Source organism: Methylobacillus methanolivorans (genome assembly GCF_054588515.1).
Genome location: NZ_BAAILT010000001.1, coordinates 118,064 through 141,434, shown reverse-complemented (window position 1 = coordinate 141,434; position 23,371 = coordinate 118,064). Strand labels below are relative to the sequence as shown.

General features: G+C 52.7%; 23 protein-coding genes, 1 tRNA gene and 1 pseudogene. 15 read left to right on the top strand and 10 right to left on the bottom strand.

Features of this window, described 5'->3' with window-relative positions:
- The first annotated feature begins 59 nt into the window (after window positions 1-59).
- Window positions 60-1,628: a methyl-accepting chemotaxis protein gene (locus LG202_RS00620; protein ID WP_459724097.1), complete on the top strand. Its 1,569-nt coding sequence runs from the start codon at window positions 60-62 to the stop codon at window positions 1,626-1,628.
- Window positions 1,629-1,674: 46 nt separating this feature from the next.
- Here LG202_RS00620 and LG202_RS00615 read toward each other — a convergent pair whose 3' ends face one another.
- Both LG202_RS00615 and LG202_RS00610 read right to left on the bottom strand, forming a co-directional pair.
- The gene (locus LG202_RS00615; protein WP_230346504.1) at window positions 1,675-2,226 is read right to left on the bottom strand and encodes a GNAT family N-acetyltransferase; all 552 of its coding nucleotides are present in this window, start codon (window positions 2,224-2,226) and stop codon (window positions 1,675-1,677) included.
- Window positions 2,227-2,253: 27 nt separating this feature from the next.
- Window positions 2,254-3,294 (bottom strand): NADP(H)-dependent aldo-keto reductase, encoded by a 1,041-nt coding sequence (locus LG202_RS00610; RefSeq protein ID WP_230346503.1) that lies wholly within the window; start codon window positions 3,292-3,294, stop codon window positions 2,254-2,256.
- A gap of 143 nt (window positions 3,295-3,437) precedes the next feature.
- On the opposite strand from LG202_RS00610, the gene LG202_RS00605 reads away from it, so the two are divergent.
- Window positions 3,438-4,166: a proteasome-type protease gene (locus tag LG202_RS00605; RefSeq protein ID WP_230346502.1), complete on the top strand. Its 729-nt coding sequence runs from the start codon at window positions 3,438-3,440 to the stop codon at window positions 4,164-4,166.
- Between the two features lie 194 nt (window positions 4,167-4,360).
- On the opposite strand, the gene LG202_RS00600 is transcribed toward LG202_RS00605, so the two are convergent.
- The 5 genes from LG202_RS00600 to LG202_RS00580 form a co-directional block, all read right to left on the bottom strand.
- Entirely contained in the window at window positions 4,361-5,239 is an 879-nt protein-coding gene (locus tag LG202_RS00600) for a DUF2971 domain-containing protein (RefSeq protein ID WP_230346501.1), read from the bottom strand.
- Window positions 5,236-6,147 (bottom strand): hypothetical protein, encoded by a 912-nt coding sequence (locus tag LG202_RS00595; RefSeq protein WP_230346500.1) that lies wholly within the window; start codon window positions 6,145-6,147, stop codon window positions 5,236-5,238. The genes LG202_RS00600 and LG202_RS00595 overlap by 4 nt, the downstream gene beginning before the upstream one ends.
- 114 nt (window positions 6,148-6,261) lie before the next feature.
- A complete protein-coding gene (locus LG202_RS00590; protein ID WP_230346499.1) occupies window positions 6,262-6,681 on the bottom strand; it encodes a cysteine peptidase family C39 domain-containing protein in 420 nt (139 codons plus the stop codon).
- Window positions 6,682-6,697: 16 nt separating this feature from the next.
- The gene (locus LG202_RS00585) at window positions 6,698-7,618 is read right to left on the bottom strand and encodes a hypothetical protein (protein ID WP_230346498.1); all 921 of its coding nucleotides are present in this window, start codon (window positions 7,616-7,618) and stop codon (window positions 6,698-6,700) included.
- An 84-nt stretch (window positions 7,619-7,702) separates the two neighbouring features.
- Window positions 7,703-8,230 carry a hypothetical protein gene (locus LG202_RS00580; RefSeq protein WP_230346497.1) on the bottom strand — a complete coding sequence of 176 codons (528 nt, stop codon included), beginning with the start codon at window positions 8,228-8,230 and terminating at the stop codon, window positions 7,703-7,705.
- Window positions 8,231-8,342: 112 nt separating this feature from the next.
- Here LG202_RS00580 and LG202_RS00575 point away from each other — a divergent pair.
- From LG202_RS00575 to LG202_RS00540, 8 genes and pseudogenes are all read left to right on the top strand, one after another.
- Window positions 8,343-9,336, top strand: a pseudogene (locus tag LG202_RS00575) (integron integrase).
- A complete protein-coding gene (locus LG202_RS00570; RefSeq protein WP_230346495.1) occupies window positions 9,336-11,276 on the top strand; it encodes an ATP-dependent DNA helicase in 1,941 nt (646 codons plus the stop codon). The pseudogene LG202_RS00575 and the gene LG202_RS00570 overlap by 1 nt, the downstream one beginning before the upstream one ends.
- Window positions 11,277-11,286: 10 nt before the next feature.
- Window positions 11,287-11,979 carry a tRNA (adenosine(37)-N6)-threonylcarbamoyltransferase complex dimerization subunit type 1 TsaB gene (gene tsaB, locus LG202_RS00565; RefSeq protein WP_230346494.1) on the top strand — a complete coding sequence of 231 codons (693 nt, stop codon included), beginning with the start codon at window positions 11,287-11,289 and terminating at the stop codon, window positions 11,977-11,979.
- Window positions 11,976-12,437, top strand: coding sequence for a ribosomal protein S18-alanine N-acetyltransferase (gene rimI / locus LG202_RS00560; RefSeq protein ID WP_230346493.1), 462 nt, complete (start codon window positions 11,976-11,978; stop codon window positions 12,435-12,437). Before tsaB ends, rimI begins: the two co-directional genes overlap by 4 nt.
- A 10-nt stretch (window positions 12,438-12,447) precedes the next feature.
- Window positions 12,448-13,449 carry a uracil-DNA glycosylase gene (locus LG202_RS00555; RefSeq protein ID WP_459724090.1) on the top strand — a complete coding sequence of 334 codons (1,002 nt, stop codon included), beginning with the start codon at window positions 12,448-12,450 and terminating at the stop codon, window positions 13,447-13,449.
- 66 nt (window positions 13,450-13,515) lie between these two features.
- Window positions 13,516-14,109, top strand: coding sequence for a LemA family protein (locus LG202_RS00550; RefSeq protein ID WP_230346492.1), 594 nt, complete (start codon window positions 13,516-13,518; stop codon window positions 14,107-14,109).
- Between the two features lie 60 nt (window positions 14,110-14,169).
- Window positions 14,170-15,000 (top strand): TPM domain-containing protein, encoded by an 831-nt coding sequence (locus LG202_RS00545; protein ID WP_230346491.1) that lies wholly within the window; start codon window positions 14,170-14,172, stop codon window positions 14,998-15,000.
- Window positions 15,001-15,003: 3 nt separating this feature from the next.
- Window positions 15,004-15,513: a TPM domain-containing protein gene (locus LG202_RS00540; protein WP_230346490.1), complete on the top strand. Its 510-nt coding sequence runs from the start codon at window positions 15,004-15,006 to the stop codon at window positions 15,511-15,513.
- A gap of 36 nt (window positions 15,514-15,549) precedes the next feature.
- Here the strand turns inward: LG202_RS00540 and LG202_RS00535 are convergent, their stop codons facing one another.
- Window positions 15,550-16,080, bottom strand: a complete 531-nt coding sequence (locus LG202_RS00535) for a hypothetical protein (protein WP_230346489.1) — start codon at window positions 16,078-16,080, stop codon at window positions 15,550-15,552.
- A 248-nt stretch (window positions 16,081-16,328) separates the two neighbouring features.
- Here LG202_RS00535 and LG202_RS00530 point away from each other — a divergent pair, with 248 nt between their 5' ends.
- The 4 genes from LG202_RS00530 to LG202_RS00515 all read left to right on the top strand — a co-directional run bounded on the left by LG202_RS00530 (window position 16,329) and on the right by LG202_RS00515 (window position 20,286).
- The gene (locus LG202_RS00530; protein ID WP_230346488.1) at window positions 16,329-16,736 is read left to right on the top strand and encodes a hypothetical protein; all 408 of its coding nucleotides are present in this window, start codon (window positions 16,329-16,331) and stop codon (window positions 16,734-16,736) included.
- A gap of 77 nt (window positions 16,737-16,813) precedes the next feature.
- The gene (locus tag LG202_RS00525) at window positions 16,814-18,535 is read left to right on the top strand and encodes a proline--tRNA ligase (protein WP_230346487.1); all 1,722 of its coding nucleotides are present in this window, start codon (window positions 16,814-16,816) and stop codon (window positions 18,533-18,535) included.
- Window positions 18,535-19,164, top strand: coding sequence for a lytic transglycosylase domain-containing protein (locus LG202_RS00520; protein ID WP_230346486.1), 630 nt, complete (start codon window positions 18,535-18,537; stop codon window positions 19,162-19,164). Before LG202_RS00525 ends, LG202_RS00520 begins: the two co-directional genes overlap by 1 nt.
- A 9-nt stretch (window positions 19,165-19,173) precedes the next feature.
- Complete coding sequence (locus LG202_RS00515) at window positions 19,174-20,286, top strand: glycosyltransferase family 28 protein (RefSeq protein WP_230346485.1); 1,113 nt, start codon at window positions 19,174-19,176, stop codon at window positions 20,284-20,286.
- 12 nt (window positions 20,287-20,298) lie between these two features.
- On the opposite strand, the gene LG202_RS00510 is transcribed toward LG202_RS00515, so the two are convergent.
- Window positions 20,299-21,909: an inorganic phosphate transporter gene (locus tag LG202_RS00510; protein ID WP_230346484.1), complete on the bottom strand. Its 1,611-nt coding sequence runs from the start codon at window positions 21,907-21,909 to the stop codon at window positions 20,299-20,301.
- A 99-nt stretch (window positions 21,910-22,008) separates the two neighbouring features.
- Entirely contained in the window at window positions 22,009-23,037 is a 1,029-nt protein-coding gene (queA, locus tag LG202_RS00505; RefSeq protein WP_230346620.1) for a tRNA preQ1(34) S-adenosylmethionine ribosyltransferase-isomerase QueA, read from the bottom strand.
- A gap of 33 nt (window positions 23,038-23,070) precedes the next feature.
- Here queA and LG202_RS00500 point away from each other — a divergent pair.
- A tRNA-Leu gene (locus LG202_RS00500) sits at window positions 23,071-23,155 on the top strand.
- The last annotated feature ends 216 nt before the right edge of the window (window positions 23,156-23,371 follow it).

Here is a 23,371-nt window from a genome sequence, read left to right as displayed (position 1 = left end):
GGATTAGTCATGGCTGTCTTGCGTAATCAATTATGATGATCTTCCACACTGAGTACAGCATGCAACTTCAACATCTTAAAATTTCCACCCGCCTGATAGGTCTGAGTGTTTTCCTGCTTTGCGGCTCATTGATCCTGGGGCTAGTCAGTTGGATGACGCTTTCCCGGGCTAATGTAATGTTCCAACATGCCCTGGAACAGGCATCTCAGGTTGAGGATGCTGTAGATACTGCGCGCAAGGCCCAGGTGGTGTTCAAGATACAAATCCAGGAGTGGAAAAATACCTTGTTGCGTGGGCATGATGCCGCCGCTTTCGAGAAGTATCGCGCGGCATTCATCAAGAGTGGTGAGGAAGCCAGGGGCGATTTGCACAAGCTGCAAGCCATAGTTGAGCATTTGGACATGGATGCGGCCATGGTGGTGGAGGCCGGAGATGCCTTGGCAAAGCTGCAAGAGCAATACCTTGATGCATTACAACACTTTGATCCAGCTCATGCCGATAGTGATCGGGTGGTCGATGCCTTGGTTAAGGGAATGGATCGCGAGCCTACGCAAAAGATTGATCAGATCGTGCAGGCAGTGGGGGAGCATGCTGCGGCATTGCGTCAGCAAAACCAGCAGGTGGCAAGGGCGCAGCACGATATGGCCACCATGATGGTATTACTGACGCTGATACTACTGACGGTGCTTGGTGCCAGTATGACTTATTGGATTATCACTAGCGTGACACGCCCCTTGAGCCGTGCAATCCAGATTGCCAAGACTGTTGCTGCGGGCGATTTGAGTGCCGATATCCAGGTGTCTTCCAGTGATGAAACCGGTCAATTGCTGCTTGCGCTCAAGGAAATGAATGATGGATTGTCGCGCATTGTGGCCAGCGTGCGCCTGGGCACCGATGCCATTGCGACAGGATCTAGTGAAATCGCTACAGGTAACCTGGATCTTTCATCGCGTACTGAGCAGCAGGCCAGTGCGCTGGAGGAAACGGCATCCTCAATGGAGGAGATTACGGCCACGGTGCGCCAGAATGCGGATAACGCCCAACAGGCTAATCAGCTTGTAGCTTCGGCATCTGAAGTGGCATTGCGTGGTGGACATGTTGTCTCGCAAGTGATTGTGACCATGGATTCGATCAATGAGGCTTCCAAGCGCATCGTCGATATTATTGCGGTGATTGATGGCATTGCATTCCAGACCAATATTCTGGCGTTGAATGCAGCGGTAGAGGCGGCACGCGCTGGTGAGCAGGGGCGTGGATTTGCCGTAGTGGCTGCAGAAGTGCGTGGGCTGGCACAGCGTTCAGCTTCTGCGGCCAAGGAAATCAAGGAGCTGATCGGTAATTCGGTCGAGCGTGTAGCTGCCGGAGGCAAGCTGGTGACTGAAGCTGGTACCACGATGGCAGAGGTTGTGCAGAGCGTGCAGCGGGTGACCGGCATCATGACCGAGATCACGGTAGCCAGCCGCGAGCAGACTATGGGCATAGAGCAGGTGAATACTGCGATTAGCCAGATGGATCAGGTGACACAACAGAATGCAGCGCTGGTTGAGCAGGCTGCAGCAGCGGCAGCGTCATTGCAATATCAGGCTGATGAATTGACCCAGGCAGTGAGCACATTCAAATTGGCTTGAGGGTGCTTATGCGCAAAGGGCTGTGCTAGGCCGCGATGATGGCATGTTAGCTTTGTTGGCTGCGTTCGGGCCAGCAAAGTCCGAACATCAAGACATCCTCATATCTGCCTCCGGATTTGGCGTGAGCGCGTAACAAGCCTTCGCGGGCTAGCCCACATTTTTCCATGACACGAATAGAAGCAAGATTGCTGGTCAGGCAGCGCCCTGTGATGCGGGTGATGCCCAAGGTGGCGTTAGCGAAAGCCAGCAGCGCTTGTAAGGCCTCTGTGCAATAGCCGTTACTCCAGTGCGCGGAACCTACCCAATAACCTATCTCTGCCCGCTGGTCTGCAATGTGAATATCGAGCAGACTGACATTGCCGATCAGCTCAGCGTCTTCGTGCCGCATGACTGCATAGATGATGCCTGTGAGCTGGTTGTGAGGCTCATCCTGAGTGTCGATCAGTGCTTCGTGTGTTACTGCAAAACGGGTGCCAATGACACCAGAAGAAATAAAGCTAACACGTTGTGCATCCACCATGGTTTCTGTGGTGGGTGCATTCTGGATCACATACGGGCGCAGCAATAGCCGCGCCGTTGGCAGATCAGGTAGCTTCATTGCCTGCTTGTCGAGATGTGGCTGGGCTCATGGTGCTGGGTTCATGTAGCGCAAATGAATGCTCTCGATTTCCTGCAAGATATCCTCAGATAGCGGCTTGTGCCATGCGCCCATATTTTCTTCAAGCTGGGCGAGGCTGGTGGCACCGATAATGGTGCTGGTGACGAACCAGCGATGGTAGACGAACGATAGGGCGAGCTCTGCCGGGCTGAGGCCATGCTTACGGGCAAGTTCGGCATATGCAACGCTGGCTGGGGTGACATTGGGCTTGGTATAGCGCTGGGCATAGCCGGGGAACAGGGTGACGCGGCCTTGGGCTTGCGGGTCATTTATATACTTGCCGCTGAGGTGGCCGAAGGCCAGCGGCGAATAAGGCAGCAGGCTGACCTGCTCGCGGTAAACGATCTCGGTCATGCCGAACTCGAAGCCGCGGTTGAGCAGGCTGTAGCTGTTCTGTATGGAGGCAATGCGCGGCAGGCCATATTCCTCGGCAATGCGCAGGAACTCCATCACGCCCCAGGGCTGCTCGTTGGAAACGCCGACATAGCGCACCTTGCCTTCCTTGACCAGTTCGGCCAGGGTTTCAAGCTGGTTGTGGATGGAAACCCAGGCCTTGGTTTCCTTGCTTGGGTCGAACTGGTACTGGCCGAAGATAGGCACATTGCGCTCTGGCCAGTGAATCTGGTACAGGTCGAGATAGTCGGTTTGCAAGCGTTGTAGTGAGCCCTCGATCGCGCTGCGCACATTGTCGCGGTCCACCGCCTCGGGGCCGCCGCGTATCCATCCCAGCTTGCGGTTGCCTCCGGCGACCTTGCTGGCAAGGATGATCTTGTCTCTGGCCTGTTTCTTCAGCCAGGGGCCGATGATGGTTTCGGTACGCGTTGCGGTATCGGCCTTGGGCGGCACCGGGTACATCTCGGCGGTGTCGATGAAGTTGATGCCCTGGGCCAGGGCATAATCAAGCTGGGCATGCGCCTCGGCTTCCGTGTTCTGGTCGCCAAAGGTCATGGTGCCCAGGCAGATGGCGGAGACGTTGAGGTCGGATTTGCCTAGCTTGCGATATTCCATGTGAGTGCCTGAATGGTTGAGCGAAAAACAGGCTGATAGTGTACGTCATTTTGCGTAGGTCGTTGGCGCTACTCCCCTTGCAGTATTGTCGAGGCTGGTATGCATGCGTATGATGATTCCAACTCAATTCATCCCTTTCTCGCATGACTTACTGTGTAGGCTTGTTGCTGGACCAAGGCTTGGTCATGGCGTCCGATACCCGTACCAATGCTGGCGTTGACCAGGTGGCGGTATTCCCCAAGATGAACGTGTTCGAGGTGCGCGGCGAGCGGGTGATCACGCTGATGACCGCGGGCAATCTCGCCATCACGCAGGCGGTGATCAATCGCCTGCGCGATGCGGTCAAGCTCAACGAGGGCGCTACCTTGCACAATGTCGCCAGCATGTTCGATGCGGCGCAACTGGTGGGCGAGCAATTGCGTGCGGTCTATGAGCTGGATAACGAGCACCTGAAAAACCACAATACCGAGTTCAGTGCCAGCATCGTGGTCGGCGGGCAGATCAAGGGCGAATCGCCGCGCCTGTTCTCGATTTATGCCGCGGGCAATTTCATCGAGACCAGCCAGGAAACGCCGTATTTCCAGATCGGCGAGACCAAATATGGCAAGCCCATCATTGACCGTGTTATCACCCACAGCAGCGATATTATGGAAGCAGTGAAGTGCGTGCTGATCTCGTTCGACTCCACCATCCGCAGCAATATCTCGGTGGCAGCCCCGATTGATTTGCTGATTTATCGCACTGATAGTTTTCACGCCGATTGCAAGCACCGCCTCAGCGAGGGCGATGCCTACTACAACACCATACGCCAAGGGTGGTCTGATGGCCTGAAGCAGGTGTTCGCTGAACTGCCCAATCCAGACTGGTGTTGAACGGAAAATAGCACGGTAATAGAATCTGGCAGTCATGAAACCAACAAGATCTCCATTCTCGAATCTCGAATGTTTGAGGGAGGCTGGAAATAGTGGAGTCTAACGGATCGTGTAATTTATGGTCTGGAGGATGAAGATGGGGCGATTACCGAATGGTTAGGCGCAAGTGTGTTCATGGCAGACTCGATTTTCACTCAGGCTGGCTCCGTAATGGACATCGGTATCGGAACCACCTTTCTATGCATCGGCTGGACATGAACCAGCGGCTCAGTATGATTAAAAATGACCTGTGCTAGTTCGACATCTGGGTAGAGTTGGTGCAACAGCATTTGAACTGGCCGCCATTCTGGGAAGTCAGTTCGCGTAAAGTAGACTCGCTTGAGAATCTGCTTAAGAATCGCTAGTGGCCCAGCTATGGGACTTAACATACGTAACTCTTCCTCATGAGCCCAATCGGCGTGCTTGTACGATACAGCCCGGCCCATTGACTGTGCCAACCATCTGGTGAAGAAATCTTCAGAGCAGAAATGCTCGTAAATCTGTTCCACGCTCCAATCAGGATTCTGCTCTCCGACCTTGATGAGTGCGGCATGCATGTCCTCGAAGCGGTCATGAATACGCGGTTCGGTGGTGTAGTGCACGAATGTCGGGCGAAGACTGAATTCTCGTATTACGTCGTCGGGCCATTCAAATTCAAAGCAAAAACCACGCGAGTCGTTGCAGTAATAGGCCCACAAAGGCTGGTTGGTAGGACGTTTTGTACCGGAAAAAATACCGACTTTCTGGCAATGGGTAGCAAATGCCGTGTCTTCTTCCTGAATCATTTTGGCGTATTGTTCAGCCAGCTCCTCTTCCGGTTCATATTTAATCCGCTCATTCCTTGCGGCTGCTAGCTCCGTCAGCGTCTGCGCAAGTCTTTGCTGGTAAGACATAGGGTCAGCCGGGGCGAACTTAGCCTCAAGAGAGTCGTTCAGTTCGTCCGGTCGAGCGAAATAAATGGTGCCTTCCGATAAGCTACGTAAGGCCGCAGAGCCAGACCGGTATTTGAAGTTAGTGAGCCTGCGTTCGCTCATGGAATGTATATGTAATGCGGGTGTGTGACAGTAAGTGAAAGAGTCTCGCTATTGATGCGAGAGAATGTGCCGAGAGCAAATACCTGCGTCGTCTTTGTTGTACCAACGAGCCCGCCAAGCCTTGAATTCAATGTGGTACCAGAAATGCCGAATAGAAGTGCCGACGACGGAACAAACATCTCCAATGCTTCGCCTGATGAATTAACTTCTGAAAGTGAAATGATGTACCCGGATGTTGTTTTGACGGCCTGCTTCAATATGCCCACATAGATTTTCTGACCGGTAGAGGAAACATCAGCGGCTCGATGGTATGCAAATGCATGAAAAGCAGTGTAGTAGGTACCTTGCGGGTTCCATGGCGCTGTTAGTGGGGATGAGCGTTGTATCTGAGCGTTCATCGCAAGCCACTTCTTCGCAAAGCTCTCCACCATCTGTGAACGGCCTTGGCTCGTCCCCAAGCCTTTAGTTCCTCGTGTGCTGCGTGAACCGCTTGATGGTGTTCCTGTTGCGCTACCGCCAACGCCTGATGTACCGCCAGCCTGGGAAAGTGGGTCTACCCAAACAGCGGGGGCGTTCGTGCGGTTGGGACTGGCTGGATTAACTGGGCCACCATGCGATGCCGTTGTTGGTACTGATGGAGATGGTTCGCGAGTGCAGCCGTTCGCGTGTGGCTTGCTTCCATTCGCACGGAAATAGGATGAAGGGCTGGTCTTTCGCGTTGCCGTTGTCAATTTTGTAATTACCGCTATCACAGGAACCCCGCATTTAGGGTCTGCACATTTGTATTCAATGCCTGCGTTAGCAGTGGCAGTTGTTGCGAAGTGCTTTTCAATATCGCCAATGATGACTGGCGTTCCTGCGCTACCGAGTTTAGGGTTTGCCGTAACCAGAATCGCTTGCTGATGCATTAATCAGTTCTCCAGGAGATTTTTGATCGCAAGAGGCAAGAGACGTCGATTGTCCAATATGCCCAACGTTTGAGATAAGGGGCGTGCTTTGGCGCGTCCCGCTTGATGGATGGGTTAGCCATCAACCAGTATGTCATATACGTAGTGAAACCAAGCTGGTTTTGTATTGCCCCATGATCTACGCTCCTTGGGTTTACTTGGGTCAAGTATGCGTCCTAAATTTTCAGTGTTGTCATAAACTAACCAGTGCCAATATTGAGTGCCATTTTTTTCTTTAAAATTTACTGCTACCAATACGACAGCCGAAACTGATTTCAGTCTTTCTTTATCAGTGAATGTAATTTTTTTACTAAGAGTTTTTCTACTTTTTTTAAGTGCAGCACGTAACTCCTTTTGAGTAGTTCGGCTGTTAGATGTGTTTACGAAATTTACTGCACTTCTGGCCTCTGATAGAGATGTATTGCCGAGCATTGCAATACAAGCGACCCCACACTCAGTTGGTAATTTCTGTGAGACAAAGCGTAAGTTATTCATATGACTAACGTCAAAATCAGCTGCTGCTTTTAGCGGTGGGCTGGATTTTCTTGTTATGTGATTTGGTCAATGACCGCTCAATAGGCTCAATTGATTTGGTTATGTTTTGGGAAAGCTCATCAATTTTTTCACCTATAACCTTTGATGTTTTTTTCATTGCAATAGAGTTCGAACTATTTGACTCCTTTACAGCATTCGAAATATGTTCTAATTCTTTTTGGTTATTCACAAGTTCTGTTATCAATGGGGTTAGTGCTGCCTTGAGTGATTTTTCTGCCTCAAAGATAGTCTTCTCATTTAGCTCTGTAACAATTTTTTCATTTTTTATATCTATGGCTGAAGTTACTAATATAGGAACTAATATGGATACCAAAAGACCGACAATAGCGATGCCAAGGGCTATACGTGTAAATTTCAGCTGATCAGAAATTACTGACACTTCCTTCTCATGTCTAAGCTCTTCATCTGTTTTGAATTGATTATTTACAAATGCTCGTAGCGTCTCTGATATAAATATCTTTTTTCTTGAGTATTTGTATATTAATGGCTTTAGATCATCATCTAGAAACTCAAATCTAGTGTATTCTGTATCGGCCCCAACCTCTCCAAGACTTTGTAGATCCAGATCACCCACTAAGTAAACTAGCTTCTGGGCTTCCAGATATTCGAAAAGAGCAACAACGATAAGCAGCTTTTTTGATATGTCGCTATCAACACTTCTTATCCAATCAAGACTATTTTGCTCGAGCGCTTCATCTCTGATCTGGATGGATACATCAGTGGGTGATTTCAGCGATACGTAGCAATGTTCCGGAAGGTGTGACTTCCCATAGAATGAATCAATGATGTTTCCTAGAACGTTCAATGAACCAGGCTTATCATCTAGCTGAATCATTCTATGAATTAATTGCTTTTCTAGATCGCTAAATGCTCTCATCTACTTCCCTATTCACATAGCGTTTGGTTAAGGGGCGGGCTTTAGCCCGTCCCAGTGAGCGAAGCGAACGGTTTGAACCATTTGTTAGAGTTCATCCGCCCCATGAGGCAGGATGACTACAGAAATTACATAGTTATTGGCTTTAACAATGGTTAAAGCGCGCGTGGCCATTGCGCTTGTACGCACAAAGTAAAATCGCTGCCCGGAAAAGCCATTTAATTTTGATAGTGTAGTACGCATACGCTTGTCAATGGTTCCGACTGGCCTGGGTGACGTCGTGATCTCTGCGGATACAAGAATTTCCGCACCAACCGAGCCCTGTAGATCTGGTTCGTTACTGCCGCCGGTCTGGCGGGGATTCCACTGCCAAGACGTATCTGTAGGAACAACTGCGTGCTCTGCCAAATACCTTGCGGAAAGTAAAATCAAATACTCATGCTGTATCTGGTTAAGGTTCTCGTAGGCCAAATCGCGAATATTGGCAAGAACCCTAACGGCATCGGCTGCAGAGGTCGGTTCTGCTGCACAGTGTTCTCTGAGCGTCTTGAGCAAAATAGATGAGTCCACCAGAACTTTCTGCTCTGCGGAATCCAAGTTTCCGATATATTCCATAGATGAACTCTAACTAATAATAGACACCCTAAAAATGCATGTGAAATGCACCTTGGAGGCGTATAATCTGGTTTGTTTTTATAACTAACTGTTTTTAATGTCATTAAATTTAATGGCGCACCCTAATTTTCCGGAAAATGTTACCGCGGGAAAAGCACCCAAGTTATTGGATATGGTGCGCGATAAGTTGCGTCTTAAGCATTAATAGTTTGCGTACAGAGCAGGCTTAGGTTGATTGGATTAAACGCTATATTCTTTTTCATAGCAAGCGTCATCCGCGAGAGATGGGGCGGTGGATATTGAGGCATTTGGCGGTTAAGCGGAATGTGTCTGCATCAACCCAAAATCAGGCGAAATCTGCGTTGTTGTATTTATATCGTGAAGTGCTTGAAGTTGAGTTGCCGTGGCTGGATAACGTCACGCAGGCGAACGTGCCCAAGCGTTTGCCTGTGGTGTTGAGCGTGAGTGAGGTGCAGTCTGTATTGGCTGGGTTATCTGGCACACATGCATTGGTTGCTGCTTTGCTCTATGGCGGCGGTTTGCGCTTGATGGAGGCAGTGCGGCTACGGGTGAAGGATGTGGATATTGAGCGGCGCGAGATTGTGGTGCGCGAGGGTAAGGGTTTTAAGGATAGAGTAACCATGCTACCCGAATCTGCTGTAGCAGCTTTAAAAGGTCATCTGGTTAAGGTAAAGATGTTGCATGAAGAAGATTTGGCGGCAGGTTTTGGTGAAGTCTATTTGCCATTTGTATTGGATAAAAAATACCCGAATGCCGGACGTGACTGGGGTTGGCAGTATGTTTTTCCGTCGCGTCAGTTGTCTGATGCCCCACGCTCTGGCAAGACATGTCGGCATCATATGGGTGAAAAAGGCGTGCAGCGCGCCATGAAACAGGCAGTGTTTGCGGCAGGAATCGCCAAGCCTGCGACACTACATACCTTGTGCCATTCTTTTGCTACTCATCTTTTGCAGTTCGGGTATGACATTCGTACCGTGCAGGAATTGCTGGGACATTCTGATGTTTCTACTACCATGATTTATACCCACGTGCTAAACCGTGGTGGCAAAGGGGTCGTCAGTCCGCTGGATCAGATAGGACTTTAATGACGGATATTGATCATGTTTTTTCCGCACAAGGTCTGTTGGCGGAAACCATTCCAGGCTATCGTCCGCGCCTGCAACAACAGGAGATGGCCCAGGCCATTGCCGAGGCGATCAAGCATAACCGTCAACTGGTAGCCGAAGCTGGTACAGGCACAGGAAAGACCTTTGCCTATTTGGTGCCGGCCCTGCTTTCTGGTGGCAAGGTGATTATCTCTACCGGCACCAAGACCTTGCAGGACCAATTGTTCAACCGCGACTTGCCTGCGGTGCGTGACGCTCTCAAGGTGCCGGTCACCGTGGCTATGCTCAAGGGGCGTGCCAATTACGTCTGCCACTTTCACCTGCAACGTGCCATGAGCGAAGGAAAATTCTATTCGCGCGAGGATGCGGCCTATGTGCATAAAATCCAGGCTTTTGCTGAAAATAGTGCTACGGGTGACAAGAGCGAACTGACTTCAGTGCCAGAAAGCGCTACCGTCTGGCCTGCCGTGACTTCCACACGCGATAACTGCGTTGGGCAGGAATGTGCGTTCTACAAGGAGTGCTTCGTCATGGAAGCGCGCAAGCGCGCGCTGGCGGCTGATGTCGTGGTAGTGAACCATCACCTGTTTTTTGCCGATGTCATGCTGCGCGATGAGGGCGTGGCCGAGCTATTGCCCTCAGCGAATACTGTCATTTTCGATGAGGCGCACCAGTTGCCAGAGGTGGCGGGGATGTTCTTTGGCGAGGGCTATTCCACCAGCCAGCTCATGGAACTGGCCCGCGATGCTCACAATGAATACCTCACCACGGTCAAGGATTGCACCGCCTTGCCTGAAGCGACAACTGCGCTGGAAAAAGCCGTGCGGGATTTTCGCCTGATTTTTGCCTATGAGGGCGCGCGTTTGCCAGTACAGAAAGTGCTAGCTTTGCGCAATTTCGATGGCGCATACGCCACCATGCAGGAAAAGCTGACTGAATTGGCGAATGTGCTTGAGAGCCAGGCAGCACGCGACCCGGCAGTGGAGAACTGCTGGCAGCGTGCACTGGCCTTACAGGTGTTGCTGCAACGCTGGATTGCGGCTACTGACACTAATTTGGTGCGTTGGGTCGAAGTGTTCAGCCAGTCCGTACAGTTGCATGCCACGCCATTATCTGTGGCGGAAGGTTTCAGCAAGCAGCTCAATGCCCAGCCGCGTGCCTGGATATTTACCTCGGCCACATTAGCGGTCAAGAGCGATTTCAGCCATTACCTTGCGCAAATGGGCTTGCAGGAAGCCACCACCGGGCACTGGGATAGCCCATTCAACTATGGGCAGCAGGGCTTGTTTTATGCGCCGCAAGGCATGCCGGAGCCTAACAGTGCAGGCTACGCTGCTGCCGTGGCTGCCATGGCACTGCCTGTGATCAAGGCTAGCCGTGGCCGTACGTTTGTGCTGTGTACCAGCTTGCGTGCGATGCGCGAGCTGCATGCATTGCTCAAGGATGCATTCTCCAGCGAGGGCCTGGAATATCCGCTGCTCATGCAGGGGGATACGGCACGTAGCGAGTTGCTGGAGCGTTTCCGCCAACTCGGCAATGCCGTGCTGGTTGGCTCCCAGAGTTTCTGGGAGGGGGTTGATGTGCGCGGTGAGGCACTCTCTGCTGTCATCATCGACAAGTTGCCGTTCGCGCCGCCAGATGATCCGGTGCTGTCTGCCCGCATTGACAAGATGAATGCCGAAGGCAAAAACGCCTTTATGGAATATCAACTCCCCTATGCCGTGATCACCCTCAAGCAGGGGGCGGGCCGGCTGATCCGTGATGAGCGGGATAGGGGGGTGCTGATGATTTGCGATCCGCGCTTGATCACCAAGCCTTATGGCCGCCGCATCTGGCAGAGCCTGCCGCCCATGCGCCGGACGCGCAATGTGGAAGATGTAGTAGAATTCTTCGCTTCTTCCCCAATAGATCTAGCCTGATATATCCGGCATGAACATTCTCGCCCTCGATACCTCTACCGAATACCTATCTTTGACCCTCTTGCTTGATGGCAAGCTTGTGGAGCGTGAGCTGCTGGCAGGCCAGACGCATTCCCAGCGTATCTTGCCCTTGCTGCGCGAGCTGCTGGATGACGCGGGAATAGCGTTGCATGAGTTGGACGGTATCGCTTTTGGCGCAGGCCCAGGCTCGTTTACTGGCTTGCGTATCGCTTGTGGTGTGGCGCAAGGCTTGGCCTTTGGCGCAAATCTCCCTGTGATCGGCGTCAGCACCCTGCTGGCGTTGGCTGAGGATGCGCAGGGTGCTGACAAAGTGATCGCCTGCCTGGATGCACGCATGGGCGAGGTATATCACGCGGTGTATGAAAAAACCGCCACTGGCTGGCAGGAGGTGCTATCTCCCGGCTTGTATGCCCCGGATGACGTACCCGCTATAGAAGGCCAGGGCTGGACAGGCATAGGCAGTGGCTGGAAGGCATATGCAGATAGCTTGGATCAACGCTATGGCGAGCAATTTCTGCAGCGTTTTCCTGAGGCTTATCCACGTGCTACCGCGATAGCGCGGCTGGCCTTGCCTGGTTTTGAGGCGGGAGAGGGTCGTCCAGCGCATGAGGCTGCCCCGATCTACATCCGCAACAAGGTCGCGCTTACCACAAGCGAGCGCGCAGCCAAGGTGGGCGCATGAGCGCCGTGCTCAATCCAGAGGCTAGCCTGCGGCCCATGCTGGCAGCCGATCTTGATGCTGTCTGCCGCATAGAACCAACGATTTTTCCTTATCCCTGGACTAGGGGTAATTTCGATGATTCCCTGAAATCTGGCTACAGTTGCTGGGTGTATGAGCACGCTGGCGAAGTGTTGGGTTATGCTGTCCTGATGATGGTGTTGGATGAAGGGCATTTGCTCAATATCAGTATCGCTACGCCTTGGCAGGGCAAAGGCTATGGACGTAGCCTGCTGGCGCATGTGATGGATATTGCCCGAGGCCATGGTGCATTGAACATGTTCCTCGAAGTCCGCCCTTCCAATCAGGCCGCTCTTGGCCTCTACGAAAGTATGGGCTTCAATGAAATGGCGATTCGCCGTGGTTATTATCCTGCGCCTAACGGGCGTGAGGATGCCGTGCTCATGGGGGTAGCGTTATGAGAGGCACTGCATGGGCTTGAGTCGTGACGATATGCTACGTGAACTGGAGTTGTTGCCAGTGTGGCGCTTGCGTCACCCGGCAACATTGGCGGCGGATGAACGTCAGGATGTTGCTGAGTCTAATCCTGAGCAGTCAGCAGAGATCAAGATTGCGCTTGAGGCTGAAGCCGCGGCCCCTGATGGTGTCATTGCCATTGAGCCAGCCCAAGATGTGGTTCCAGTACTAGTGCAGCAACCAGTTGATTCAATAGCGCCACAGCAAGAGTCTGCCGAAGAAATGGACAGCGTTTTACATGACGCGATACCGCTGGAGCCGGAATACTTTGAAGCCATGCAGTCATGGCCTGAGTTTGCTGATAGTGTCATGCCAGTCGACATGGAAGCTGAGGTGGTAGCTCCGCAAGGCGACAGGCGCACTGCTATCATGTCCCTTGATTGGCAGGGCTTGCAGCAGAATGTGCAGGAATGTGAAGCCTGCAACCTGGCGCAGACGCGTACCCAGACGGTGTTTGGTGTTGGCGACCCCAATGCGGAGTGGTTACTGATCGGCGAAGCGCCCGGTGCTGAAGAAGATAGGCGCGGTGAACCATTCGTCGGCCCCGCAGGTCAGTTGCTTGACAATATGCTGGCAGCGATCGCACTCAAGCGCGGTGAGAATGTCTATATTGCCAACGTGCTCAAGTGCCGCCCACCTGCCAACCGTGACCCGCATGGCGAGGAGGTGGTGAAATGCGATCCTTACCTCAAGCGCCAGGTGGAGTTGATCAAGCCCAAGCTGATTGTCGCGCTAGGCAAGTTTGCAGCGCAATCATTATTGGCAAGCGATAGCAGTATTGCCAGCCTGCGTGGCAAGTTGCATGATTTTCATGGTGTGCCAGTGATCGTGACTTATCACCCGGCCTACCTGTTACGTAATCTGCCTGATAAAGCCAAGGCCTGGGATGACCTGTGTTTTGCGCGGGAAACCATGCAGGGCTTGCAATCGGCGGCTGTGCCCCCATCTGGGACGTAGTTTGGTCATGGGCATGGTGCCCATGACGATCAATGATATTGACTCTTTGGAATGGAGAGATTGAACATGCAAAAAATCTGGTTGAAGTTGGCTGCACTCATGATGGTGCTGAGCTTGAGTGGTTGTGGTTATAACACCTTCCAGACACTGGATGAGCAGGTCAAGGCCGACTGGTCTGAAGTGCTGAACCAATACCAGCGTCGTGCCGATTTGGTGCCTAACCTGGTGAATACAGTGAAAGGCTATGCCTCACACGAAAAGGAAGTGCTAACCCAGGTAGCGGATGCACGTTCCAAGGTTGGCAGCATCCAGGCAACGCCTGAATTGCTCAATGACGAGCAAGCATTCGCACGCTTCCAGGCAGCACAAGGCCAGATGACCTCTGCGTTGTCCCGCTTGATGGCCGTGGCTGAGAATTATCCGCAACTCAAGGCTGATGCCAATTTCCGTGACTTGCAGGCACAACTGGAAGGCACCGAGAACCGTGTGACCGTGGCACGAAACCGCTACATCAAATCCGTGCAGGCATATAACACTGCGGTACGTCAGTTCCCCAATAACCTGACTGCCAAGATGTTCGACTACCAACCCAAGCCCAACTTCTCGGTAGAGAACGAGAGTGAGATTTCCAAGGCACCTGCCGTCAGTTTCGACAAGTAATAGGACGTTGGTTGGGTTGTGTTAAATCAACATACATACACGAGGTGGTTGACGCTCTTGATGATGCTATGGCTGGCATTTGCCAGCCTGGCTCATGCGGATGAAGTGGCGGTGCCGCAGCTGACGGCAAGGGTGACGGATCTCACTGGTACCTTGAGTCAGCAGGAGCAGGCAGCGCTGGAAACCAAGCTTGCGCAATTCGAGCAAGAGAAAGGTAGCCAGATTGCTATCCTGCTGGTGCCAACCACGGCACCGGAGGCAATTGAACAATATTCCCTGCGCGTGGTAGAGGCGTGGAAGCTGGGTCGTGGAAAGGTCGATGATGGCGTGCTGGTGCTGGTTGCCAAGGATGACCGCAAGATGCGCATCGAAGTCGGTTATGGCCTTGAAGGCGCAATTCCCGATGTGATTGCCAAGCGTATCGTCTCCGATGTGATGGCACCTGCATTTCGCCAAGGCAACTTTTATGGTGGTATTGATGCTGCTGTTGGCTATCTCGTGCGGCTGATTGCTGGCGAGGGCTTGCCTGCACCACCACCTCGCAAGGGTAATCAAGGTGAGGGCGGTTTCGGTGAGATGCTGCCTTTGCTGTTGTTCGGTGGCTTGATCGTGGGTGGCGTGTTACGTGCCATCTTTGGCAATTTCCTCGGCAGTGCCATTAATGGCAGCTTGATTGGTGGCGCTGTCATGTTGTTTGGCGGTGGCCTGTTGTTTGCGGCTGCACTAGGTTTTGTTGCGTTTTTTATCACCATGGTTGGCTCGGCCATGGGCGGGATTCCTATCGGTGGCGGTGGCGGTGGCTTTGGCGGCGGCCGCGGCGGCTGGGGTGGTGGTGGCTTTTCCGGCGGTGGCGGTGGTTTTGGAGGAGGAGGCGCCTCTGGCGACTGGTAAAGCATGAAGAAGCGTCATACATTCCAGCGCTTGCTTGCGCATATATTCAGTACTCCCTGGCATGTGCGTCGGCATTTCTCCAAGGCTGCATTGCACCGTATCGAGCAGGCGATCACTGCCAGCGAGAAAACCCATGATGGTGAAATCCGTTTTGTCGTTGAAGGCGATTTGCATCCCTTGGCGATATTGCGCGGTGTTACCCCACGTCATCGTGCCATCCAGTTGTTTTCACAATTCGGAATCTGGGATACCGAGCAAAACAATGGTGTATTGATCTATTTGCTGCTGGCCGACCATGATGTCGAAATACTGGCTGACCGTGGCATCAATCGTCATCTTGGTCAACATGGCTGGGATTGCATCATCAAGGTGATGCAGGAGAGGTTCCGCCAGGGGCAGTTTGAAGAAGGTGTCTTGTATGGCATTGCCGAAATCGGCAAGTCATTGCAGCAGCATTTTCCCGCCACGGCAGACGACAAAAACGAATTACCCAATAAGCCTATCGTCCTGTAAGGCACGATAGGCTTATGAAGTGCTTCAAGCTTCCAATTAGGTGTAGTTGAGCACTTCGCCGCGCAGTGTATAGCTGGCAACACGGCAGGCTTCCACAATCGGGCGCCATGAGCGCCCATAAATCTCGCTGCATGGCACATGGTCGATATGGTGCTTCATATCCGCAGGCTCTGGCGCAAGCAGGTTGTTTGCGGCCTCGATTTGCGAGAAGATGATCATGACCTGCTCAACGGCGGTAATAGTGCCGAGGTTGTGTAGTGGAATCGCATGCAGCGCTTGCTCAAGGCGACCTAGCTTACTGCGGTTGAAGTCACGCATCTGCCGGGTCTCGTTTTTTAAAGGGTTGCTACGCAACTGTTCGATGCTGTGCAGTGTCAAATAAATGTCGTAGGCAAGTTTGTGGGTCACTGACATCAGCCGTTTGGAGTAGCCGCGTTGCTCCATGCTGCGGCGCCGGGTATCTACATAGTTTTGCCAGGCGGAAATGCCGATGGCAGCGAAAATGGCAATGACGGAGCCGATGGCCTGAGTCCAAGCGGCCCATTCAGATGAGGTAAGTGTTGTCATAGCGGTACGGCGTCAATCTTTCAATGTTATTGGTGCGTACATGCAATAGTCATGCGGCAATAAGGGTATAACAGTTTCTTGTGATTGTGGTGAGTACCCATCAAAAAACAGCAGATAGGTAAAAGTGCTGTAGGTTGGTGGAATGGGCGGATCAAGATCAAAAGTCGAGAGCGCCAGCATGCTGTCTTCAGTTTTTGCAATGGCATGCCGATATATTAAATGGATACCATCCATAGAAAGGCAATAAAATGAAAGCCTTATTTAGAGGTAGTGTCATCAAGGGAATGAGGCTGGTCGGCGTTTACGAAGACGAAGACCAGGCTGTGATCGAAGAGTACCTAGACCGCGTGGATGGTCCAGTTACTGACAATGCTGAAAAGCAGTTCCACCAGTTTGTCGATCTCATCCCGTCTTCACAATCAACGCAATATGGCGATATTCCCCCGCAGTCTCGCGTGGTTCTGGTATCTGGTAGCTTGACGCGTGGCATTATTGCGCGTGGCCCGTTTCCGGCGCGCTCCATTGCGCTTGGCTATGCTGTTAATCTCAGCTTTGGCCAGACTGCGAATTATTATGTGGTCGACCTTGATCCGGAGTTCGTGCCTTTAAGGGACAAGCTGTATAGCTTGGTCGAGAAGACTGTAGCTGTTGCTTGAAGTCATGCATGGCGGCTGACGCGGCGCACGTTTCCCGATAGAATTCGCAGCATCCGAAATTTTGAAGAAGCGATCACATGCGAGCGTCACAGTTTTTCATAGCAACACAAAAAGAAGCACCGCAAGAGGCAGAACTTCCCAGCCATAAGCTCATGCTGCGTGCCGGCATGATCAAGCGCTTGGGTTCAGGCTTATATAGCTGGATGCCTTTGGGCCTGCGCGTATTGCGCAAGGTGGAAGCGGTTGTGCGCGAGGAAATGAATCGTGCCGGGGCGCTGGAGTTGCTCATGCCTGCTGTACAGCCTAAAGAGTTGTGGGAAGAAACGGGCCGTTGGGCGGTGTTCGGCCCACAAATGCTGAAAATCCGTGATCGTCATGAGCGTGATTTCTGCTTTGGTCCCACTCATGAAGAAGTGATCACGGATATTGCGCGCCGCGAGATTCGCTCCTACAAGCAATTGCCGCTTAATTTCTATCAAGTGCAGACCAAGTTCCGCGACGAAATTCGCCCTCGGTTTGGCGTGATGCGCGCACGAGAATTTGTCATGAAAGATGCCTATTCCTTCCATACCAGCCTTGAATCCCTGCAAGATACCTACGAAACCATGTACCAGGCGTACAGCAATGTTTTTAATCGTTTGGGCCTGAAGTTCCGTGCGGTGCGGGCGGATACCGGTGCGATCGGTGGGGATGGTTCCCATGAATTCCATGTGTTGGCTGATTCTGGTGAGGATGCGCTGGCGTATTCCGAGAGTTCGGATTTTGCCGCTAATGTCGAGTTGGCTGAGGCATTGGCCCCTATGACTGCGCGTGGTGCAGCCAACGAAGCCTTGCGCGAGGTGGAGACTCCCAAGCAGACTACCTGTGAAGATGTCGCGGCCTTGCTGGGCATCACGCTACAGCAGACGGTAAAGTCGATCGCCGTGATGGCTACTGACGAAGCAGGCAAGACGCAGTTCTACTTGCTGCTGTTGCGTGGTGACCATGCATTGAATGAAATCAAGGCAGCCAAGGTGCCTGGTTTGTCCACGTTCCGCTTTGCTAGCGAGCAGGAGATTCGCGATACCCTGAATTGTCCACCTGGCTTCATTGGCCCAGTGGGCGTGTCTGATCAGGTCAAGGTAGTGGCGGATCGTAGTGTTGCTGTCATGAGTGATTTTGTCTGTGGCGCCAACAAGCCCAAGTTCCACCTTGCGGGTGTGAATTTTGGTCGTGATCTGCCAGAGCCTGTGGCCGTGGCTGATATTCGCAATGTGGTCGCAGGTGATCCCAGCCCCGATGGAAATGGTGTGATTAGCCTGTGTCGCGGTATTGAAGTCGGGCATATCTTCCAGTTGCGCACCAAATATGCGGCAGCCATGGAGGCTACCTACCTTGATGAAAACGGCCAGAAACAAGTCATGGAAATGGGTTGCTACGGTATCGGTGTTTCGCGCATTGTGGGTGCTGCCATTGAGCAGGGTAACGACGAGCGCGGCATCATCTTCCCGGCTGCCATGGCGCCTTTTGCCGTTGCCATTGCACCTATCGGTTATGACAAGAGTGAGGCAGTGCAATCTACCGCCCATGCACTCTATGACGAACTGACAGCGGCAGGGATTGATGTGCTGTTGGATGATCGTGGTGAGCGCCCTGGCGTGATGTTTGCAGACCTGGAGTTGATCGGGATTCCTCACCGTATCGTTATCGGTGATCGTGGCCTGAAAGAAGGCCAGGTCGAATACCAGCCGCGTACGGCTTCTAGTGCCGAGACTGTCGCCTTGGCGGATATTGTCTCCGTCATCAGGCAGGCGCTGTAATGCATTGGGCTGGCTTACTTTTGTCAGCCAGCCTGTTGTGTATCAGTGTGTCTGTGCACGCTGGTGCACAGAGGGAAGAGCCTCTTGCCAACAGTGTACGCTCCTTGATGCAGCGCTCTATCAGTGACAGTGCTGCCCCGAGGTTGGTATTTGCTAGCCCGGACGAGGGCTTGGCGTGGTTGCAGACAATGTCTGGGCGATTGCAGAAGCGCATCCCCGATGTGCAGATGCGCGAGGATTTCTTGCGTACCGTGCATTATGAAGCAACGCGTGCAGGACTGGATCCGCAGCTTGTCCTGGCCTTGATCCATGTCGAAAGCGCGTTTAATAAATATGCAGTGTCGTCGGTAGGTGCGCGTGGCTATATGCAGGTGATGCCATTCTGGGTCAAGGCGATTGGTGCCAGTGAGCATAACCTGTTCCATATGCGGCTCAACCTTCGTTATGGTTGCACTATCCTGCGGCATTACCTTGATATTGAAAAAGGCGATCTATACCGTGCCTTGGGCCGCTACAACGGCAGCCTAGGCAGGCCAGAGTATCCTAATCTCGTCGTCAATGCCTGGCGTAAATCCTGGACTTATCATCCCACCGCTGTTGTGCCGGTGACGGCAACAGCACTCAATTAGTACCTCATCATGGCTGTATCTTGCAGGCAACGTCTGCTGGTGTATATCTCTGGTCATGGCTTTGGGCATGTGGCCCAGATTGCGCCTGTGCTCAATCAGTTGGCACAGACATATACCCAGCTCGACTTGGTGGTTGCCAGCGCAGTGAGCGAGGCTTTCCTGCGATCGCGCATTCACGTGCCATTCTCGTATGTGCAACGACAAGCGGATTTTGGCATGTTGATGCAGTCTGCCTTGGAGGTTGATGTCACCGCTAGCGTGGCAGCTTATCTTGATTTTCATGCGAATTGGGAAGCCCGGGTGGCAGACGAGACTGCGTGGATCGCCACGCAGCATGCCGATGCTGTTTTTTGCAATGTGGCTTACTTGCCACTGGCGGCAGCGTCCAGGCTGGGCTTGTCCTCTCTGGCGATGTGCTCGCTGAATTGGGCTGATATTCTTTTGCATTACGCGGATTCGCCAGCACTCAACAATGTACAGTGCCAGATTCGCGAAGCTTATGCGAGTGCTTGTGGTTTTCTACGCATTGAGCCTGCAATGGATATGCCTTGGCTAGGATGTCATGCTGTGGGGCCGGTGGCAGATATGTCGCAATCACAGCGAGCCGTCATATTCGATCGTCTCGGCGTGCAGGGCAATATTTCGACAAAGTTGGTGCTGGTGGGCATGGGGGGTATCAATACACAGATCAATCCTGCTCAGTTTCCATGCTTGCCAGATGTGCATTGGCTATTGCCGCAGGCCTGGATGCAAGGTGTGGGGCGGGCTGATTTTCATGCGCAAGAACCTTTGCACCTGCATTTCTCCACCCTATTGGCGAGTAGTGACTTGGTGCTGACCAAGCCTGGCTATGGCACTTTTGTCGAAGCCGCCTGCCATGGTGTGCCGGTGCTTTATGTTCCGCGCGATGGCTGGCCGGAGCAGGAGTGCCTGATCACATGGTTGCAACAGCATGGGTGTTGCCAGCAGGTGGCTGAAAGCCAGTTGTCTAGCGGTGATTTTGCTAGAGAAGTGTTTGCGATGCTTGATGCGCCTAAGCCTGCATCTGTGCAGCCACAGGGCAATCAGCAAGCTGCCCGTTGGATAGCCGGGCAGCTTGGTTGGGATATGACAAACCGCTGAGTTGGTACTGGATTAAATAAACTGCGAGAACAGCCAGTAAAGCGAACCAGAAAGCAGCATCGCCATGGGTAGGGTCAGCACCCAAGCCATCAGTAGGTTGCGGATGGTTCCCATCTGCAGGCCAGAGCGATTTGCGGCCATGGTGCCGGCCACGCCGGAAGACAAGACCTGCGTGGTTGATACCGGCAAGCCATAGAGATCGGCAGCCCCGATAGTGAGCATAGCGACGGTTTCTGCGGATGCACCTTGTGCGTAAGTCAGGTGGGTTTTGCCGATGCGCTCACCCACAGTGACCACGATACGCTTCCAGCCCACCATGGTGCCTAGGCCAAGCGCGATGGCAACTGCAATCTTCACCCACAGCGGAATGAATTTGGTGGCCTTGTCGATTTCCTTCTTGAACGCCATGAGATTGGCCTTGGTGTCGGCATCCAGTTGTATGGTTCCTGGGTTTTTGTCGATCAGGCGGATAGCTTCTGAAGTGAGGTACATATCGTTACGCACGTTGGCAACGGCATCTGCCGGGACTTTTGCCAAGCTGCCGTAGCCTTTGACTTGCTGCCCAATGCTGCCAGTCACTGCGGCCAATGCTGGCAGGAGTTCTGGCGTGACTTCCTTGGTGCGAATATATGTGGAAAGGGTGTCCAATGGTTTTGCTGGTGCTACGCCAGGGGCACTGTGTTGCAAGGAAGCCTGGGTAACCTGGGCTACTGCAGAAAACTGCACTGCCTGGTCGGCAGGCATAGCACGGTTTAGAGCATATGCCATCGGCACGGTACCTACCAGGATCAGCATAATGAGCCCCATGCCCTTTTGTCCGTCATTAGAGCCATGTGCAAACGAAACGCCAGTACAGGTCAAGATCAAGATGCCACGGATCCAGGCTGGAGGCGGCTTGTTACCTTTGGGTTCGCGGAACAACTCACGGTTCTTGATGATCGTGCGTAGCGCCAATAACACGAGTGCTGCCGCAATGAAGCCGACCATGGGCGATAGCAATAGCGAATAGCCGACCTTGCTGGCCTGCGCCCAATCCACGCCGCTGGTGCCATCACGGCCATGCATGAGGGCGTTGGCGACGCCAACACCAATAATGGAGCCAATCAATGTATGTGAGGATGAAGCAGGCAGCCCAAGGAACCAGGTGCCCAAGTTCCATAAAATGGCCGCGATCAACAATGAGAACACCATGGCAAAGCCGGCAGCAGAGCCGACTTGCAGGATAAGCTCTACTGGTAGCAAGGAGATGATGCCGAATGCCACTGCCCCACTGGAGGCCATGACACCGAGGAAATTGAAAAAACCGGACCAGACGACAGCAACATTGGCTGGCAGGGAGTGCGTATAGATGACGGTAGCAACGGCATTGGCGGTGTCATGAAAGCCATTGACGAACTCGAACCCCAAGGCAATCAGCAGAGCTACACCGAGCAGGATGAAGGGGAGCCAGGTGGTAGGCGAGGAGTCGGTATTGCTGACATCGTGATTCAGGCTGGCAACAGTAAACAATAGCCCAGCGAGCAGGGTGCCAAAAAACAGGATTTGGGTAATGAGGCTGTGCTTTTTGCTCAGCTCTGGGCGACTACTAATTGATTTGCTTGAGTGTAACGCTTTGGTATTCATCAAGAATTTTGTTTTCGCTGGAAGAGCCAGCATTGTGCTGGTGCATTATGACATATTCGTGACATTCATGTGACATGAATGTCCTCCAGCTTGTTATCCCTAGTCCTGACGTTCAATCAGCATGGCATCCCCATAGCTGAAAAAGCGATAACGCGTACTCACTGCATGGGCATACGCCTGACGAATATGTTCCACCCCGGCAAAGGCAGAAACCAACATCAATAGTGTGCTCTTGGGTAAATGAAAGTTGGTGAGCAGGCGCTCGACAACCTGAAAGCGATAGCCGGGCGTAATAAAGATGTCGGTGTCGCCTTGTCCTGCGAGTAAAGCTCCGCTGCGGGCAGCGCTTTCCAGTGCGCGCAATGCGGTCGTTCCTACGGCAGTGACTTTGCCACCACGGGCGCGTGTTTGTTCAATGAGGTCCACTGTGGCTTGCGGCACGGAATAAAGCTCGCTATGCATTTTGTGCTCGTTGATATTATCTACCCGCACCGGCTGGAACGTACCTGCACCGACATGCAGGGTGACATAAGCGATGTTGATACCAAGCTGTTTCAAGTGTTCCAGCATGTCATTGTCAAAATGCAGGCCCGCTGTTGGGGCTGCCACGGCACCGGGCTCGCGCGCATAGACAGTCTGGTAGCGTTCTTCATCAGTGCTTTCCGCATTGTGCGTGATATAAGGTGGCAAAGGCAGATTGCCGTATTGCTCTAGTAAATCGAGCAGTGGGGTCTCACCGGCAATGCGCAAATGGAACAAGTCATCTTGTCGTCCAATCACTTCCACATCAAAAGCATCGGCAAGGCGCAACAGGCTACCCGGTTTTGGGGAGCGTGAGGCGCGAACATGGGCTAGTGCCTCACGCTCGCCCAATACGCGCTCAATTAGCACTTCAACTTTACCGCCGCTGAGCTTTTCCCCATGCAGTCTGGCCTTGATGACACGAGTGTCGTTGAAAATGAAGAGGTCACCTGGTTGCACCAATGTAGGCAGGTCGAGGAACAGGCGGTCTGCCAATTTTCCGCTATTGCCATCGAGATGAAGTAGGCGGCTGCCTCTACGTTCCTTGGCTGGAAATTGGGCAATTAGTTCGTCAGGTAAGAAAAAATCAAAATCAGTAGTGCGCATTGTCATAATGGTTGCTATAATGCACGCCTTGTTGCCGGGGTGGCGGAATTGGTAGACGCAGCGGACTCAAAATCCGCCGCCGCAAGGTGTGGGGGTTCGAGTCCCCCCCCCGGCACCAATCAGGCAGTATTCTCCAAAAAATTCCCTTGTTGTTCCGTAAGTTAGGTATTCGTTTCCGTCCTGACATGCTTGATGTCTAACGGAGGCCGGATTATACCGGAGCTTGTGATGACGTGCTCCGTTTTCATCTCATTTCCATTCTCTTCTTCGCTATTCTTTACGTTCTCATGGCCTTGTTGGCAAAGCATATGCTGCTTGTTATATGTCTTGCTGG